This is a genomic window from Sphingobium sp. (assembly GCF_041987595.1).
Lineage (GTDB): Bacteria > Pseudomonadota > Alphaproteobacteria > Sphingomonadales > Sphingomonadaceae > Sphingobium.
The window spans coordinates 24,380-39,414 of sequence record NZ_JBHIWJ010000004.1; the positions used below are offsets into that span (position 1 = coordinate 24,380).

General features: G+C 63.2%; 14 protein-coding genes. 4 read left to right on the top strand and 10 right to left on the bottom strand.

The window, feature by feature from the left end; translation table 11 throughout:
* Positions 1 to 105: 105 nt before the first annotated feature.
* The 6 genes from ACFC3J_RS01915 to ACFC3J_RS01940 all read right to left on the bottom strand — a co-directional run bounded on the left by ACFC3J_RS01915 (position 106) and on the right by ACFC3J_RS01940 (position 5,922).
* Positions 106 to 1,026 carry a ParB/RepB/Spo0J family partition protein gene (locus ACFC3J_RS01915; protein WP_375194523.1) on the bottom strand — a complete coding sequence of 307 codons (921 nt, stop codon included), beginning with the start codon at positions 1,024 to 1,026 and terminating at the stop codon, positions 106 to 108.
* Entirely contained in the window at positions 1,023 to 1,805 is a 783-nt protein-coding gene (locus tag ACFC3J_RS01920; protein WP_375194524.1) for a ParA family protein, read from the bottom strand. Before ACFC3J_RS01920 ends, ACFC3J_RS01915 begins: the two co-directional genes overlap by 4 nt.
* Positions 1,802 to 2,443, bottom strand: a complete 642-nt coding sequence (gene rsmG / locus ACFC3J_RS01925) for a 16S rRNA (guanine(527)-N(7))-methyltransferase RsmG (protein WP_375194525.1) — start codon at positions 2,441 to 2,443, stop codon at positions 1,802 to 1,804. Before rsmG ends, ACFC3J_RS01920 begins: the two co-directional genes overlap by 4 nt.
* Positions 2,440 to 4,290 (bottom strand): tRNA uridine-5-carboxymethylaminomethyl(34) synthesis enzyme MnmG, encoded by a 1,851-nt coding sequence (gene mnmG / locus ACFC3J_RS01930; RefSeq protein WP_375194526.1) that lies wholly within the window; start codon positions 4,288 to 4,290, stop codon positions 2,440 to 2,442. Before mnmG ends, rsmG begins: the two co-directional genes overlap by 4 nt.
* A gap of 61 nt (positions 4,291 to 4,351) precedes the next feature.
* Positions 4,352 to 5,635, bottom strand: coding sequence for a tRNA uridine-5-carboxymethylaminomethyl(34) synthesis GTPase MnmE (gene mnmE / locus ACFC3J_RS01935; protein WP_375194595.1), 1,284 nt, complete (start codon positions 5,633 to 5,635; stop codon positions 4,352 to 4,354).
* A 35-nt stretch (positions 5,636 to 5,670) separates the two neighbouring features.
* On the bottom strand, positions 5,671 to 5,922 hold the full coding sequence (locus ACFC3J_RS01940) for a DUF6489 family protein (RefSeq protein WP_375194527.1): 252 nt from the start codon (positions 5,920 to 5,922) through the stop codon (positions 5,671 to 5,673).
* A 159-nt stretch (positions 5,923 to 6,081) separates the two neighbouring features.
* Between ACFC3J_RS01940 and ACFC3J_RS01945 the strand changes: the two genes are divergently transcribed.
* The 3 genes from ACFC3J_RS01945 (at position 6,082) to ACFC3J_RS01955 (ending at position 8,864) form a co-directional block, all read left to right on the top strand.
* Positions 6,082 to 6,780: a dienelactone hydrolase family protein gene (locus ACFC3J_RS01945; RefSeq protein WP_375194528.1), complete on the top strand. Its 699-nt coding sequence runs from the start codon at positions 6,082 to 6,084 to the stop codon at positions 6,778 to 6,780.
* 14 nt (positions 6,781 to 6,794) lie between these two features.
* The gene (locus tag ACFC3J_RS01950; RefSeq protein WP_375194529.1) at positions 6,795 to 7,769 is read left to right on the top strand and encodes a quinone oxidoreductase; all 975 of its coding nucleotides are present in this window, start codon (positions 6,795 to 6,797) and stop codon (positions 7,767 to 7,769) included.
* 75 nt (positions 7,770 to 7,844) lie between these two features.
* On the top strand, positions 7,845 to 8,864 hold the full coding sequence (locus tag ACFC3J_RS01955) for a phytanoyl-CoA dioxygenase family protein (RefSeq protein WP_375194530.1): 1,020 nt from the start codon (positions 7,845 to 7,847) through the stop codon (positions 8,862 to 8,864).
* Between the two features lie 121 nt (positions 8,865 to 8,985).
* On the opposite strand, the gene ACFC3J_RS01960 is transcribed toward ACFC3J_RS01955, so the two are convergent.
* Both ACFC3J_RS01960 and rho read right to left on the bottom strand, forming a co-directional pair.
* Positions 8,986 to 9,705 carry a YjbE family putative metal transport protein gene (locus tag ACFC3J_RS01960; RefSeq protein ID WP_375194531.1) on the bottom strand — a complete coding sequence of 240 codons (720 nt, stop codon included), beginning with the start codon at positions 9,703 to 9,705 and terminating at the stop codon, positions 8,986 to 8,988.
* A 134-nt stretch (positions 9,706 to 9,839) separates the two neighbouring features.
* Positions 9,840 to 11,096: a transcription termination factor Rho gene (rho, locus tag ACFC3J_RS01965; protein ID WP_375194532.1), complete on the bottom strand. Its 1,257-nt coding sequence runs from the start codon at positions 11,094 to 11,096 to the stop codon at positions 9,840 to 9,842.
* A 257-nt stretch (positions 11,097 to 11,353) separates the two neighbouring features.
* Here rho and ACFC3J_RS01970 point away from each other — a divergent pair, with 257 nt between their 5' ends.
* Positions 11,354 to 12,310 (top strand): aspartyl protease family protein, encoded by a 957-nt coding sequence (locus ACFC3J_RS01970; protein WP_375194533.1) that lies wholly within the window; start codon positions 11,354 to 11,356, stop codon positions 12,308 to 12,310.
* Positions 12,311 to 12,413: 103 nt separating this feature from the next.
* On the opposite strand, the gene ACFC3J_RS01975 is transcribed toward ACFC3J_RS01970, so the two are convergent.
* Positions 12,414 to 14,492: a transglycosylase domain-containing protein gene (locus ACFC3J_RS01975; RefSeq protein ID WP_375194534.1), complete on the bottom strand. Its 2,079-nt coding sequence runs from the start codon at positions 14,490 to 14,492 to the stop codon at positions 12,414 to 12,416.
* Between the two features lie 112 nt (positions 14,493 to 14,604).
* Positions 14,605 to 15,009 carry a peptide-methionine (R)-S-oxide reductase MsrB gene (gene msrB / locus ACFC3J_RS01980; protein ID WP_375194596.1) on the bottom strand — a complete coding sequence of 135 codons (405 nt, stop codon included), beginning with the start codon at positions 15,007 to 15,009 and terminating at the stop codon, positions 14,605 to 14,607.
* Positions 15,010 to 15,035: the final 26 nt, after the last annotated feature.

Sequence of the window (15,035 nt, forward strand, 5' to 3'; positions counted from 1 at the left end):
GACTAGTCGCAGAAGGCGGCAAAAGAAAGAAAAAATGGCCCCGCTCCGGACGTGCCGTTCGCTTGGGAGGAGCGGCGGCGCGCTCTGGCACGCCGCCTGAAAGGATCAGATGCGTTCGCCCGAGAGGCGCTGACAAAGCATGTCCAACTGGTCGAGCGTCGAATAATGCAGCGAGAGGATGCCTCCGCCGCCACTGCCATAGCTGATGTCGACCTTCACGCCCAAAATATCGGCCAGATGCTGCTCCAGCGCGGCAATATCGGCGTCATTCTCCTTGGGCGCAGCCTCGCGGCGCGGAGCCGGCGCATCCGTCCCCTTCTTGGCGCGGCGCACCAGCTGCTCCGTATCGCGCACCGACAGCCCCTTGCCCTCGACCGTGCGGGCCAGCGTCTCGCAGTCCGGAGCGCCGATCAGGGCGCGGGCATGACCCATGCTCAGTTTCTGCTCGATGACCTGCTGCTGCACCGATGCGGGCAGTTCCAGCAAACGCATCAGATTGGCGACATGGCTGCGCGACTTCCCGACCAGACGACCCAGCGCTTCCTGGCTATGATGGAATTCGGCGATCAGCTTGCGATAGGCTTCTGCCTCTTCGATCGGATTCAGATCTTCGCGCTGGATATTCTCGATCAGCGCGATTTCCAACGTCTCCGCCTCGTCGAAATCTCGAACGATGGCCGGAATCCGATGGAGCTGCGCCCGTTGCGCAGCACGCCAGCGGCGCTCGCCGGCAACGATCTGAAAACCTCCGCCATGAGGGCGGACGATAATCGGTTGAATCACGCCACGCTTGGCGATGCTCTCGGCCAGTTCCTGCAATGCCCCGTCGTCGAAATGACGGCGCGGCTGCTCCGGATGCGGTTGAATGAGCGCAACTTCAATGCTCTGGATCGCCTTGGTCGACGGCGGAGTTGCTGCTGTCAGCGCGACAGGCTCCTCCCTTGCGACATCGCCCAACAGCGCGGACAGCCCCCGGCCAAGCCCCTGCGGGCGTTTGACGGGCTTCAGCAGATTTTCTTCACTCAAGCAGCGACCTCCTGACGGGGCAGACGCGCGATCAGCTCACGCGCGAGACGCATATAGGCTTCCGACCCCGAGCAGCGGAAATCGTAGATCAAGGCCGGCACGCCATGGCTGGGCGCTTCGGAGAGTCGGACGTTACGGGGTATGACGGTGGAAAAGACCAGATCGCCAAGGCAGGCGCGCACATCGTCCGCCACCTGATCGGTCAACCGATTACGGCGATCATACATGGTGAGCGCTACGCCCATGATCGACAGCCCGGGATTGAAACGACCGCGGATGCGCTCAACAGTCTGAAGCAGTTGAGACAGCCCCTCGAGCGCGAAAAATTCGCACTGCAACGGCACCAACAAGGACTGCGCGGCAACCAGTGCATTAATTGTCAGCAACCCCAGCGATGGCGGACAGTCGATCAGGCAAATGTCCCAGCGGCCCGGTTGCGCTTCCGCCAGCACCCGTTCCAAACGGTGGGTCCGTTCCTCATATTCGATCAGTTCAATTTCCGCGCCCGAGAGATCCTGCGTTGCAGGAACGATGTCGAGCTTGGGCACGCGCGTTGTGATGATGGCATCTTCCAGGGCGCAATTGCCGACCAACAGGTCATAGCTGGACCGGCTGCGCTCCGACTGGTTCACTCCAAGGCCTGTCGAGGCGTTGCCCTGCGGATCAAGATCGACGAGCAGCACGCGCAGACCGGTAGCAGCCAATCCGGTGGCGAGATTGATCGCTGTCGTGGTTTTTCCGACGCCACCCTTTTGGTTGGCTATAGCGATCTGGATCATCCTCGGGCTTTCCTCCTGACCGATCGGACAGCGCGCGCGACGATGATCGCGCTGTCGGCATCGGTCACGCTGCGTTCCACGTGGAACGCACCTTGCCATGATCGACTCGCCGCCTCCAGTTCATTCTGCGCATTTCGTCCCTTTGGGAGCACCCAGATCGTCTTTTCTGTGGACAGATGTACCGCTGACTCAAGAAGCCGCGGCAATGGGGCATAGGCCCGGGCGCTGATGACGGCGGCTGGTGCGGCGGGGACCGTTTCGACCCTGCAGCCAAGCACACGGGCGCGGACCAAGCCCAGCCGTTCGACTATCCCGTTCAGAAATTCGATCCGCTTGCGCCGGGATTCAACCATCTGCACCGGACGGCTCGTCAGAATGGCTGCGACGATGCCGGGCAGGCCGGCGCCTGATCCCAGATCGATCCACGGCCCCTCGTCCGCTCCGGCAGCCAAGGGTATGAGCTGCGCGGAATCCACGATATGCCGCGCCCAGATGTGCGGACGCGTCGACTCCGCGATCAGATTCTGTCGATCCATCTCCGTCAGCAGGATCGCGACATAGTCTTCGAGACGTCCCCATGTTTCACGTGAAACATCAAACTGCCGATTCAGCCACTCCCGCGCTTCCTCCTCAGTCATGCGGCACGCCGCCTTATGCGAACGAGCAGCGCTGCGAGCGCTGCTGGCGTGATGCCCCGGATCCGGCCCGCCGCCGCAAGCGTATCAGGCCGCGCCGTTTCCAGCCGCTCGATCATCTCGGTGGACAGGCCGCCGATGGCAGCGAAGTCGAAATCAGGCGGAATGATGACCCGTTCGTTCCGACGCAACTCGCCGATCTCCGCCTCCTGCCGTTCGAGATAAGGGGCGTAATGAGCATCCTCCAATATTTCAGCACGCAGATCTTCCGAGACCGTCTGGAGCGAAGGTGCCAGATCGAAGAGCAGCGCCCGGTCGACTTCCGGAAAGCGCGCCCAATCGAACAAGGACCGCCGAGCCCCATCCTGACGCACCGCCGCACCTGCCCGCGCCATCTCGGTGGCGGACATGGGACGAGCCAGTTCGGCTTCGACCCGATCCCGCTCCGCCTGCCGCCTGCCATAATAAGCGGCCCGCTCCGGACCCAAAATGCCGTGCGCCTGCGCGACGGGTCCAAGGCGCGTTCCCGCATTATCGGCGCGCAGCCGCAGCCGATATTCGGCGCGGGCGGTCAACATGCGATACGGTTCCGTCACGCCCTGAAGCACCAGATCGTCGATCATCACGCCGATATAGCTACTCGCCCGATCCAGAATGAGCGGCTCCTCGCCCCTTGCCCGCGCCGCGGCATTGACGCCCGCCACCATCCCCTGCGCGGCGGCTTCCTCATAGCCGGTGGTGCCGTTGATCTGCCCGGCACAAAACAGGCCGGGAATCGCGCGGGTCTCCAGCGTGGAGTCCAGGGCACGCGGATCGATATGATCATACTCGACAGCATAGCCAGGCACGACAATCTCGGCGCGCTCCAGACCGGCCATCGACCTTATCATCGCAAACTGAACGTCCGCAGGCAAAGAGGTGCTGATGCCATTGGGATAGACGAGATGATCTTCCAGCCCTTCCGGCTCGAGGAAAATCTGGTGCCCGTCACGGTCGCCGAAGCGGATCACCTTGTCCTCGATGGACGGGCAATAACGCGGACCCCGCCCTTCGATCGCGCCGCTGAACAAGGGGGAGCGGCCCAGCCCCTCACGGATGATAGCGTGGGTCCGCTCGTTGGTCCGCGTGATGGCGCATCGCAGTTGAGGCAAAATTCGGGCCGGGGTCATGGCGGACATCGTCCACTGCCCATCGTCCGAGGACTGTTCCTCCAGCCGCGCCCAATCGATAGTCCGACCGTCGATTCGGGGCGGCGTTCCCGTCTTCAGTCGGCCGATCGGCAAATCAAGCGCGCGCAACTGCACGCCCAGCGCGGTCGCGGCCCGCTCCCCCGTGCGTCCGCCAATGCTGGCTTCCTCGCCGCGAAACAGCTTGCCACCCAAAAAAGTCCCGGTTGCCAGAACCACCGACGCTGCCATCAGGCAGCGGCCATCGGCCAGACGCAGCCCCGCCGCAGCGCCCTGCTTCAGCAACAATTCCACCGCCTCGCCTTCGACGATCTCCAACCCGACTTGCGCGTCGAGCAGACGGTGGATTTCCGCCCGGTACCGTTTACGGTCGGCCTGAACGCGCGGCCCCTGCACCGCCGCGCCCTTGCTGCTGTTGAGCATGCGATAATGGATGGCGGCTGCATCGGCGGCGCGGGCAATCAACCCATCCATCGCGTCCACTTCGCGAACCAGATGCCCCTTGCCCAATCCGCCGATAGCAGGATTGCAGGACATCGCCCCGACAGTCGCCTTTTCAAAAGTCAGCAGCGCGACCGACGCACCCTTGCGCGCCGCCACTGAGGCCGCTTCGCAGCCTGCATGGCCACCGCCGACCACGATCACATCATAGCTTGTCTGCATGGATGGCCCCTTATCAGAAATGGGCCTGCCGGGTCAAAACTGTTCCACGTGGAACATGCTTTCATTTGCCGATGCAGAATCCCGCAAACAGCCGGTCGAGCATGTCCTCGGTGCTGGCCTGACCGGTCAGGGCGTCAATCGCGTTGCGCGCCTGCCGCAGTTCCTCCGCGACGATCAGCAGGTCGTCACTTGTCCCCGCCGCCCGCAAATGGCCCTTCACCAATTCGGCGCTGTGCCGCTGGCGTTGATGCAGCGCATAATCGCCCTCGCCCGGCAGCATCCTCGCCGCCCTCTCCAACAGGGCTGCGACCAGCCGGTCCATCCCCTCCCCCGTTTTGGCCGACAGGCGGAGACCGGGGCGATCATCCCGCTCGCGCCGGTCGGATTGCGCGGCGATCAGCAGCGCGTCTTCCCGTGGCATCTCTGCCGGGTCGCCCAACCAAAGAATGATGTCGGCCGCCTCCAGCGCCATGCGCGCCCGGTCCATTCCGATCGCTTCGATCGCGTCGTCCGCTGCCTTGCGCAGCCCCGCCGTGTCGGTGAGCAGAAAGGCGACGCCGCCGATTGCTGCATGCACCTCTATCCGGTCCCGCGTCGTTCCTGCTACGTCGGATACGATGGCTGCGTCACGACCAACCAGATGATTGAGCAGCGTCGACTTCCCCGCATTGGGCGGCCCGGCCAATACCACACGGATGCCGTCGCGAAGACGCTCCGCCGAAGGAGCCGTCAGAGCGGCATCCACATCCCGGACCAGCGCGACAATGTCATCCCTGATCCGCGCCTCGATCCCGGCATCCGGGACGTCATCTTCATCGGAGAAGTCGAGCGCCGCCTCGGTCATGGCGGACAAGGTCAGCACCGTCTCCCGCCAGCGCTCGACCCGGCGGGAAAAGTGGCCCTCCGCCATCATCAGGGCGGCCCGGCGCTGCTGCTGCGTTTCGGCGGCGAGCAGATCGGACAGACCCTCCACCGCATTCAGATCCATTCGACCATTGGCAAAAGCGCGGCGGGTAAATTCACCAGCTTCGGCTCGTCGCAGGCCTGGCAGAGCGGCCAATGCATCCTCGACGGCCGCAATCACCGCCCGGCCGCCATGACAGTGGAGTTCAGCGAGATCCTCGCCCGTAACGGTGTTTGGGCCAGGGAACCAGAGGATGAGCGCCCGGTCCAGCGGCATTCCATCGCGCGGATCAGCCAGCAACGCCAAGCGGGCACGCCGGGCCTCGGGAAGCGCGCCCGCCAAAGCCTGCAAGGCCATGCCCGCCTGCGGCCCGCTGATCCGGATAATGCCGATCCCCGCCGGCGGCGTACCGCTCGACAGGGCAAAGATCGTGCCGCTCAGGAAAACCATGATAAGAGCCTGTTCAGCGTAACCGCTTAGCCCTTGTCATTTTTGCCGGGCATGCCGGAAAGGCCGATATCCATCATCTGCTTGAACAAACGCATGCCCGCATCCCCCAGCGGCGAGAAACTCTTGAACAGCGTCTCCATCTGCTCGACATTGGCCACCCCGTCAAAGCTGTCGAGCACCGTCTTCACATATTTGTCATGAATGGGGGTCACATCCGGCAGACCAAGGAAAGCCCGAGCCTCGGCGGGGGTGCAGTCGACGTCCACGCTTACCTTCATCTCAAGCCACCTTTGTTGCGGGAAACATATGCTCTCCCTCATGCCGCAATAACGACGGAGAAGGCAAATTTTTTGACGCGAACGGCGGTTGCGCTGGCCGACCCAGCGGTCATTATGCCCCCAGCCATTTTTGGAAATGAAAAGAGGAAAGGATTCTCCATGGCCACATTCACTGCCATTTCCACCCTGGAAGGGGACGCGGAGTTCGATGTCTACATGGCGCGGCCAACGGGCACGCCAAAGGCCGCGATCGTGGTGATTCAGGAAATTTTCGGCGTCAATGAAGGTATCCGGCGGAAATGCGACAGCTGGGCGAAGGCAGGCTATCTGGCGCTATCACCTGACCTGTTCTGGCGCGAAAAGCCGCATGTCGAGCTGGATGCCGATGTGCCGGAGGATTTTCAGGCGGCGATCGGCCATATGCAGAAGTTGAACCAGGATCAGGGTATCCGCGACATCGAGGCGACGATCAAGGCGGCGCGTGCCGAACTGGGCGAAGGCGGCAAGGTGGGTCTGGTGGGCTATTGCCTGGGCGGGCGGCTGGCGTTCATGTCCGCCTGCCGCACCGACGGCGACGCCTTTGTCGGCTATTATGGCGTCGGGATTGACGGCCTGCTGGGGGAACAGCATGCGATCGGCAAGCCCGTGCTGCTGCACATTCCCACCGCCGACGGATTTGTCCCGCCGGAAGTCCAGCAGAAGATGCACGAAGGGCTGAAGGATAATCGTCATGTCACCCTCCATGATTATGAGGGTCTCGATCATGGCTTTGCCGCCGAAATGGGCAATCGCCGTAATGAAGAGGCCGCCCAGCTCGCCGACAGGCGGACGGCCGATTTCTTCGCGGCCAATCTCTGACAGGAAGGAAGAAGATGGTTCAGGCTTGGCGGATGGTGGCCCGGTCCCATGGCGGACCGGAGGTGATTGCGCGGGAGGATTTTGATCCCGGCACGCCCGGCGACGGCGAGATCCTGATCGCGCAGGACGCCGTCGGTCTGAACTTCATCGACACCTATTATCGTTCCGGTCTTTACCCCGCGCCGCTGCCCACCCCGCTGGGATCGGAAGGCGCGGGCCATGTCGCAGCCGTCGGATCCGGCGTCACGACCTTTGCGGTCGGCGACAGGGTTGCGTGCGCCAGCGGCCTTGGCGCCTATGCCACCCATCGCATGGTGGAAGCGGATCGAGCGGTGAAGATCCCGGAGGGCGTCAGCACGGAGGCTGCTGCCGCCATGATGTTGAAGGGCATGACCGCCTGCTATCTGGCCGAGGACAGCATAGCGCTCGAGCCGGGTCAGGTTGCTCTGGTGCATGCGGCAGCGGGCGGCGTGGGATCGGTGCTGGTGCCCTGGCTGCGGGACAGGGGCGTGGTCGTGATCGCTCATAGCGGATCGGCCGAAAAGGCCGCGCGGGTCGCGGCCGACCATAGCCTGCACGGCGCGTTCGACAGCCTCGCCGCGCGGGTGCGGGAGTTGACGGACGGCAAGGGCGTGGATGTCGTCTATGATGGCGTGGGCAAGGATAGTTGGCATGCTTCGCTGGCCAGCCTCAAGCGGCGCGGTTTGATGGTCAGCTACGGCAATGCATCGGGCGCGGTGCCGCCGGTCAGTCTGCTCGACCTCAGCCGGGGCGGATCGCTTTACGTCACCCGGCCGACGCTGTTCGACTATATCTCTACCCCGCAAGAGTTGGCCCATACCGCCCAAAGGCTATTCGACCGCATGGCGCGGGGCGTAGTAAAGGCGGTGATCGGCCAACGCTTTGCTCTGGCTGACGCGGCGGAGGCGCATCGCGCGCTGGAAGCGCGCAATACGGTAGGCAGCACAATATTGCTCCCCGAAACATAGCGGGCTGTTTTATTTCGACATCCTGGTTGATTTTCTCTCGACCCGGATAAAAGGCAATGGCAGGGCGCAAAAAACATGCCCCAATTGACGCCCTTGCTCGCCCCCCTTTGGTTCGCTCAACTGTTCACGGGCGCCAAATCCTTCGTTGATAATCCGCTGATCGGCTCGCCCCGACTGAATGCACTGGGCCTTCATGCCACACGCGTTCGGGCGGCCCATGCGATGACGGCGCGACGCCGCGCAAAGCTGGCGGCTCCTGTCGAGGCTGCGGACCGCGCCGCATTTGACCGCGATGGCGTGGTGGAGATCCGGGACTTTCTTCCTGCCCCGACTTTTCAGGCCCTGCGCGAACAGTTGTTCGCCTATCGCGGGCCCGCCCGCGAGATGGTACAGGGCGATACCATCACCCGACGGCTGGCGATGGATCCTGCCGCCCGGCGCGCCTTGCCTGCCTTTGAGCGCTTCAGCCGCGATGCACGCTGGGCCGCCCTCGCCCGCTATGTCGCAGGGTTCGATATCGAACCCCTGCTCTACATCCAGTCAATCCTGCCGCAGCGCCATTCCGCGCCGCCCGATCCACAGGTGCGCTTTCATGCCGACACCTTCTATCCGGCGATGAAGGCCTGGCTGTTTCTGGAGGACGTGCCGCTGGAAACGGGACCTTTCGCCTATGTGAAGGGGTCCCACAAGCTGACCCCTGCCCGGCTGGCCTGGGAGAAGCAACGCAGCCTTAGCGCCCGGGACGGCGATTGCAGGCTGTCGGCGCGGGGATCGCTGCGGATCGATACCAGCGAGCTGGCCGCACTGGAACTTCCGCAACCAACGGTCTTTGCCGTGCCCGCCAATACGCTGGTGATCGCCGACACGTTCGGCTTCCATGCCCGCACGCAGGCGAGCCTGCCCGCCACCCGCGTCGAAATCTGGGCCTATGGCCGCCGCAATCCCTTCCGGCCGTTCAGAGGATGGGATGTCCTGAGCCTGCCCGGCATTGCCGAGCGGCGCGTTCCTCTGCGCTGGTGGCTGGGGGACAAGGCGGAAAAGCTGATGCCCCAGCCATGGCGACCGGTCGGGTTGAAGGGACCCACGGACGACTGACCTGTCCGCCGGAAACGGACTTGGAGCGGTTTGCGATCCGATTGTGTCGGGTAAACCGCTCTCACTTCCTGTTTTAACGCAATTCGTTAATCGGCGATCATTCCGTTCGCCTGGAATCGCTTTAAACGAAAAGGGTCAGAACGCCGACCTGATGGTCCACTATCCCGTCATAAATCATCTTGATCGCGACATAGATGATGACCGCCAGGCCCAAATAGGCGATCCAGCGGAACCGCTCGATATATTTGGCGATGATGTTGGCGGCGATGCCCATCAGGGCCACCGACAGGATCAGACCGATGATCAGGATGCCGGGATGATCCCGCGCCGCGCCGGCGACGGCCAACACATTGTCGAGGCTCATCGAAACGTCCGCGACCGCAACGGCCCAGGCCGCGCCCGCAAAGCTCTTTGCAGGACGCAGGCCGGAAATATCGTCATCGCTCGTGTCGGGCGTATCCCCGCCCCTTTTCGGGTGCAGTTCGCGCCACATCTTGAACGCAACCCAGAGCAGCAGCAGCCCGCCAGCGAGGATCAGGCCGACAATCTGCATCAGCTGCGTCACCACCAGCGCAAAGCCGATGCGCAGCACCAGCGCAGCGATGATGCCGATCAGGATCACCCTCTTGCGCTGTTCCGTGGGCAGGCCCGCCGCCAATGCGCCGACGACGATCGCGTTGTCCCCTGCCAGCAGCACGTCGATCATCAGCACCTGACCGAAGGCTGCCAGAGCAGCGGGTGAGCCGATATTGCTGAAATCATTGACGATATGCGCCCAGATATCGGCGGGTGAACCAATCCCCTGAGCCGCAGCGGCGGCGGTTGCGAGTAGGTCGATCATGACGGCCTGCTATCCCCTGAAAAATATGGCCCAAAACAAAGGGCCGCCAGACCGGAGTCCGACGGCCCGAAAAATCGCGGCGGCGCGATGGAATCGATGTGCGCCTCCGGCAGAAGCACAACCCATTCCGCGGCTTACTGGTTCATCGAATCGAAGAAATCCTCGTTGGTCTTGGAATCCTTCATCTTGTCGAGCAGGAATTCCATCGCGTCGACCGTGCCCATCTGCATCAGGATGCGGCGCAGCACCCACATCTTGGAAAGCTTGGCCTTGTCGACCAGCAGCTCTTCCTTGCGGGTGCCCGACTTGCCGACGTCCAGCGCCGGGAAGATGCGCTTGTCCGCCACCTTACGGTCGAGCACGATTTCCGAGTTGCCGGTGCCCTTGAACTCTTCGAAAATGACTTCGTCCATACGGCTGCCGGTATCGATCAGCGCGGTGGCGATGATGGAGAGCGAACCGCCCTCCTCGATATTGCGCGCAGCGCCGAAGAAGCGCTTGGGGCGCTGGAGCGCATTGGCGTCGACACCGCCGGTCAGCACCTTCCCCGACGAAGGTACGACAGTGTTGTAGGCACGACCCAGACGCGTGATCGAATCGAGCAGGATCACCACATCCTTCTTGTGTTCCACGAGACGCTTGGCCTTTTCGATCACCATTTCGGCAACCTGCACATGGCGCTGCGCCGGTTCGTCGAAGGTCGAGGAGACGACCTCGCCCTTCACGCTGCGCTGCATGTCGGTCACTTCTTCCGGGCGCTCGTCGATCAGCAGCACGATTAGGAAGACTTCCGGATGATTGTCGGTGATCGCCTTGGCGATGTTTTGGAGCAGCACGGTCTTGCCGGTGCGCGGCGGCGCGACGATCAGCGCGCGCTGTCCCTTGCCCTGCGGCGAGACGATGTCGATGACGCGGGCCGATTTATCCTTCACAGTGGGGTCCAGCGTGTCGAGCGTCAGCTTCTGCGTCGGATAAAGCGGCGTCAGGTTATCGAAATTGACGCGGTGACGAACGACTTCAGGATCGTCGAAATTGACCGAGATCAGCTTGGTAAGGGCAAAGTAGCGCTCGCCATCCTTGGGTGCGCGGATTTCGCCTTCCACCGTATCGCCGGTGCGCAGGCCGAATTTGCGGACCTGATTGGGCGAAACATAGATGTCGTCCGGACCGGCGAGGAAATTCGCTTCCGGGCTGCGCAGGAAGCCGAAGCCGTCGGGCAGCACTTCGATCGTGCCCTCGCCCATGATCTGCTCGCCATTATCGGCTTCGACCTTGAGGATCGCGAACATCAGATCCTGCTTGCGCAGGGTCGACGCGCCTTCGACGCCCAGCTCCTCCGCCATGGTCACGAGTTCGGCGGGCGCTTTTTTCTTGAGATCCTTGAGGTGCATTCGCGTGAAGTCCGATGGATTGAGAGAAATGAGGAACAGATGGGGAAGAGTGGCCCGGTAAAGACTCGGGGAAATCCGCTCCGGACGGGCGGGATAGAATGTCTGGCGTTTAGCGATCCGACCCCGGCCAAGTCAAGGCGGCTAAACGGTGCGAGCCGACAGAAAATTGCCGCCATGCGCTCTGCCGCGAATGAAATGGGATGGGCGGAAGCTCTGCGCTCATGCTATACGGGTATAAAATATCGGAGGATCGGGAGATGGGACGCTGGCGTGCCGCTCTGAGCATCGCGATCGCGATCGCCAGCCCGCCCCTCGCGGCGCAGGATCGTCCCTCGCTCGATCCCGATGACCCGCCGGCCGTCGTCCGAACTGTCCCCACGTCCGACGCACGCATCACCATCCCCATCCGGATCGATGGCAAAGGGCCGTGGAACTTCGTCGTCGACACCGGGTCACAACGGACGGTCATTTCCCGCGATCTGGCCGAGCGGCTGGCGCTGCCGGTACGCGACCGGGTGACGGTCATCAGCATGACCGGCCGGGCGGAGGTGGACACGGTCGCAGTGCCGCGGCTGGGCTTTGGCAAGACGGTGGTCGACGATATCGAAGCGCCGGTACTGGAGGGCGAGAATATCGGCGCACCGGGATTGCTGGGTCTGGACGGGCTGCACGCCAAGCGGCTGTTGCTCAATTTCCGCACCGGGCGGATGGAGATCAGCACCAGCAAGCAGAGCTGGCGCGATCCCAATGCGATCATCGTCGAAGCGCGGCGGCGCAAAGGCCAGCTGATCCTGCTCGATTCCGACGTCAACGGCACGAAGGTCAACATCATCCTGGACACCGGCACCTCTATTAGCGTCGGCAATCTGGCGCTGATGAACAAGCTGGTTCGCAAGAAGAAGGCGCCGGCTCTGAGTCTGGTGGAACTGACCAGCGTGACCGGCGAGACGCTGGCCGGTCAGCTGGGGGTAATCGGCCGGGTGCGGATGGGCCGGGTGACGCTGATCGACACGCCGGTCATGTTCGCCGATGCCCAGCCCTTCGCCGAACTGGACCTGCAGGACAAACCTGCCCTGCTGCTCGGCATCAATGCGCTCAGGATATTCGATCGGGTGGCGATCGATTTCGGGCGGGGGAAGGTGGATTTCCTCCTGCCCGATACCGGCCTGCTGGATCGCGCCCGCTTCGCCGCAACAAGACGGGCAGCTGGCTAGAGCCGCTTCCGATCCGGTCACATCGGATCAGCCGCTCCATGCTTTTTTAAGCGCGTTTCCAGGAGCCAACAGATGATTCCATCCGCTTGAAAAACGCTCTGGCTCAATGTTGCGGCTGTTGTTGCTGGCGATTGCGGCCCAGCACATTGTCGATCCACTGCTGATCGAGACGGGGCGGCTGCGGCCGGTCCGCAGGATTAGGAGCGGCCTGCTCGCTGTCGTCCGGCTGCTGCTGATCGCCTTCGCCCTCCTGCCGCTGACCGCGATCGATCGGCAGGCCGTTCTCATCGACCATCATGCCTCCATCCGGCCCGCCGTCGGGCTGGCCGTAATAGGCCTCCTCATCGGGTTCCAGCTGCCATTCGGGCAGGGTCACCTGCGTCTCGAACTGCTCGACCGGCCGATTGGCGACGGCAACCTTCATATAATCGGCAAAGGCGCGTGCCGGGGCGCGGCCGCCGTAAAGCGCAGGCACCGGCCTGGCGTCGTCGCGTCCGACCCATACGCCGGTCGTGATGCCGCTGGAAAAGCCGAGGAACCAGCCATCCTTGCCGCTGTTGGTGGTGCCGGTCTTGCCCGCGACCGGGCGTCCGATCTGCGCCGCCTTGCCTGTGCCGGTGCTGACCGCCGTCTGCATGAGGTCTGTCATGCCCGCCGCCACCCAGGGCGCGACCAGCACGCGGCTGGTGTCGTCCTGATGCTCGTAAAGGACGCGGCCCTCAGCGGTCGTGACCTTGGTGATGCCATAGGGCGTGACCGCCACCCCCTTGCGCGCGATCGAGGCGAAGGCGCGTGTCATGTCGATCAGGCGCACATCGGACGTGCCCAGCACCATCGAGGGATGGGTGTTGATCGGCGTGGTGATGCCGAAACGCCGCGCCATGTCCGCGATGGTCGGGAAACCGACCTCCACGCCCAGCTTGGCCGCCACGGTGTTGACCGAATAGGCGAAAGCGGTGCGGATATCGATGTCGCCGGAGTAGCGACCATTGCTGTTGCGCGGTTTCCACCCGTTGATGTCGACCGCGCTGTCGGTCACGCCGGTATCGGGGGTATAGCCCGCCTCCAGCGCCGCCATATAGACGAAGATCTTCCACGCCGAGCCGGGCTGGCGGGTGGCCGTGGTGGCGCGGTTATAGTTGGACGTCACATAGTCGAGACCGCCGACCATCGCCCGCACCGCGCCATCGCGATCGAGCGACACCAAAGCACCCTGCATGCCGTTCGACACATTGGCCTGCACTGCGGCGGTCGCCGCCTTCTGCATGCCAAGGTCGATGGTTGTATAGACTTCCAGAGGCTCATTCGGCTCATCGACCAGCGTGTCGAGCTGCGGCAGCGCCCAGTCGGTGAAATAGCGCACGCTGTTCTGCGGCGGCTCGGGCGCCATCTTCACGTCCCCAAGATGGGCGCTCGCCCGTTCCGAGGCGCTGATCTTGCCATTTTCCTCCATCAGCTCCAGCACCACGCCCGCGCGGCCGATGGCAGCGTCGGCGTCGGCGGTGGGGGAATAGCTGGACGGCGCCTTCACCAGACCCGCGATGATTGCCGCTTCGGGCAGGTCAAGACTGGTCGCGGGATGGCCGAAAAATTTGCGGCTGGCGGCATCGATGCCATAGGCACCGCCACCGAAATAGACCTTGTTCAAATAGAGTTCGAGGATCTGCCGCTTGGAAAATTTCCGCTCCAGCGCCAGCGCCAGCACCATTTCCCGGACCTTGCGGCCCCAGCTGTAGCTGTTGTTGAGAAAGATGTTGCGCGTCACCTGCTGGGTGATGGTGGAGGCGCCCTGCCAGCGACGCCCGCTGCCGCGCCGCTCCAGCGCGACCCAGGCGGCGCGGGCCATGCCGATGGGATCGACGCCGGGGTGGAGATAATAGCGCTTGTCCTCGGTGGAGACCATCGCGTCGACCATCACCGTGGGTATCTGATCATAGCTCAGCCAGCGGCCGAAGCTGGGACCCAGCGAAACGATAACGCTGCCGTCCGCCGCATGAACGCGGATCATCTGCCCGTTGGGCGAGGATTTCAGCGATTCATAATCGGGCAGCGACTGATAGGCGATCACCACCGCCACCACGACCGCGATGATGGCGCTGACCGCGCCGACCAGGCCTGTTTTCAGGCCCCGCACCAGCCATTTTTTCACCCTGCCTCGCGGCTCGCTGCTCGATTTTGCCATGGTTCGCCCGGATATGCGCTAAACGGATAAGCGGCCAGTGGAAAAGCCGTGCAGGCCGCGCAGACTCTCAAGGGGTTCTCAAGAGAAGGGACGCTTTACAGGCGATGAACGATTATTCAACGTCGTCGCGCGGCTTGAAATCCAGCGACGCGCTGTTCATGCAATAGCGCAGGCCGTTCAGACCGGGACCATCGGGAAAGACATGGCCCAGATGGCCTTCGCACTTGGCGCAGCGAACTTCGGTGCGCATCATGCCATGGCTGTTGTCGCGGATCTCGTCGACCGCATCGATGTCGATCGGGGCGGTGAAGCTGGGCCAGCCCGATCCGCTGTCATATTTTTCCTCGGCGTCGAACAGCTCGGCGCCGCAGCCCGCGCAATAATAGACGCCATCGGCCTTGTTGCTGTTATATTTGCCGGTAAACGCCCGCTCCGTCCCCGCTTCGCGCAGAATATGATATTGTTCGGGTGAAAGGCGCTCACGCCATTCCTCGTCGGTCAGGTCCAGCTTGTCCATGCGCCGCAATATGGCGATGGCACGGC

Bases quoted from the DNA above. Each gene is read 5' to 3' on its own strand.
- ACFC3J_RS01950 (WP_375194529.1), top strand. From the start codon at position 6,795: ATGGTTCAGGCTTGGCGGATGGTGGCCCGGTCCCATGGCGGACCGGAG.
- ACFC3J_RS01975 (WP_375194534.1), bottom strand. From the start codon at position 14,492: ATGGCAAAATCGAGCAGCGAGCCGCGAGGCAGGGTGAAAAAATGGCTG.
- ACFC3J_RS01940 (WP_375194527.1), bottom strand. From the start codon at position 5,922: ATGAAGGTAAGCGTGGACGTCGACTGCACCCCCGCCGAGGCTCGGGCT.
- ACFC3J_RS01960 (WP_375194531.1), bottom strand. From the start codon at position 9,705: ATGATCGACCTACTCGCAACCGCCGCCGCTGCGGCTCAGGGGATTGGT.
- ACFC3J_RS01970 (WP_375194533.1), top strand. From the start codon at position 11,354: ATGGGACGCTGGCGTGCCGCTCTGAGCATCGCGATCGCGATCGCCAGC.
- rsmG (WP_375194525.1), bottom strand. From the start codon at position 2,443: ATGACTGAGGAGGAAGCGCGGGAGTGGCTGAATCGGCAGTTTGATGTT.
- msrB (WP_375194596.1), bottom strand. From the start codon at position 15,009: ATGGACAAGCTGGACCTGACCGACGAGGAATGGCGTGAGCGCCTTTCA.
- mnmG (WP_375194526.1), bottom strand. From the start codon at position 4,290: ATGCAGACAAGCTATGATGTGATCGTGGTCGGCGGTGGCCATGCAGGC.
- ACFC3J_RS01945 (WP_375194528.1), top strand. From the start codon at position 6,082: ATGGCCACATTCACTGCCATTTCCACCCTGGAAGGGGACGCGGAGTTC.
- ACFC3J_RS01955 (WP_375194530.1), top strand. From the start codon at position 7,845: ATGCCCCAATTGACGCCCTTGCTCGCCCCCCTTTGGTTCGCTCAACTG.
- ACFC3J_RS01920 (WP_375194524.1), bottom strand. From the start codon at position 1,805: ATGATCCAGATCGCTATAGCCAACCAAAAGGGTGGCGTCGGAAAAACC.
- rho (WP_375194532.1), bottom strand. From the start codon at position 11,096: ATGCACCTCAAGGATCTCAAGAAAAAAGCGCCCGCCGAACTCGTGACC.